This window comes from Gaoshiqia sediminis, from assembly GCF_025907915.1.
Lineage (GTDB): Bacteria > Bacteroidota > Bacteroidia > Bacteroidales > Prolixibacteraceae > Gaoshiqia > Gaoshiqia sediminis.
The window spans coordinates 1-1,025 of sequence record NZ_JAPAAF010000101.1; the positions used below are offsets into that span (position 1 = coordinate 1).

The 1,025-nt window shown below is 42.4% G+C and carries 1 protein-coding gene; it reads right to left on the bottom strand.

What is annotated here, in order from left to right:
• Positions 1-170: 170 nt before the first annotated feature.
• Positions 171-1,025 (bottom strand): transposase (locus N2K84_RS20165; RefSeq protein WP_282593638.1); only part of this gene is annotated, 855 nt, incomplete at its 5' end.

The window sequence follows — 1,025 nt, forward strand, 5'->3', positions numbered from 1 at the left end:
GAGGCCGTCTCAAAACAAAATTTGGGACGGTCTTTCTTTTTCTGGATTTTGGAGATTTTAGATTTTGTAGTTGGTTTGTTTATGGTTCCATATGGTGAACCTTATTCCCCGGATACTTCTGTTCGGTTTTCTTGAACCTTTTTTATTAAAAAAGTCAAAAATCCGGGATTTTAAGCCCCGATTTTTGATAAATTGTGTGCAAGTGCAACTAATCCGGTCTCAATCTCCACTTTTTTCTTTCCACGGAGCATAAATCGTCTAAAACCTTTGTTCTGTTTGATGTTTCCAAAGGTTGCTTCTACGTCTGCCGGTCGCCGTTTTCGGTGTTCTATTCCTTCAGGACTCAAAAGTAAATCCCTGGCTTTTTGTTTATGGCGCTCCAGATTGTGGTTTACTTCAATTACGCGTTCCCCTTTGGCTTTGTGGCAGCCCCAGCGAAGCGGACAACCCTGGCAGTTCGGAGCCTGATAAAAGCTTACTTGCTGTTCGAATCCGGTAGATGTCTTTCGTTTTCCTTCGCCTGCCTTTTGCATTTTCTGACCCATTGGACAATAGAAGCAGTCCAGTTCCGGGTTGTAGTGATGATTCTCTCGGCGGAAAATATCTTCTTTAAACTTGCGGGTTTGTTCCTTATGAAAGTAGTTGAACTTGATAAAACCTTCTATTCCTTTTTCTTCAATGAACTGATAATTTTCTTCCGACCCATATCCGGAGTCGGCCGTTGCAGTTTCGGGATAACTTCCATATTGTTGCTTGTGAGATTCCAGATGCTCAATCAGGGTGGTCGTATCGGTAGTGGTTTGGGTAACAGTATAATTGACAACAAATTGATTGTTGGTAGAGAATTGCCAGTTGTAGCAGGGTTTTAGCTGCCCGTTTTTCATGTGGTCTTCCTTGGTGCGCATGAAGGTGGCATCGGTGTCTGTTTTGGAAAAGCTGTTTCGCTCTTTTAATATCTCTTGCTGCGATTGGTATTTGCGTAAGTTTTCCGGCCAGTGTTTGGCTCCGTATTCAAGCTTTTTTTT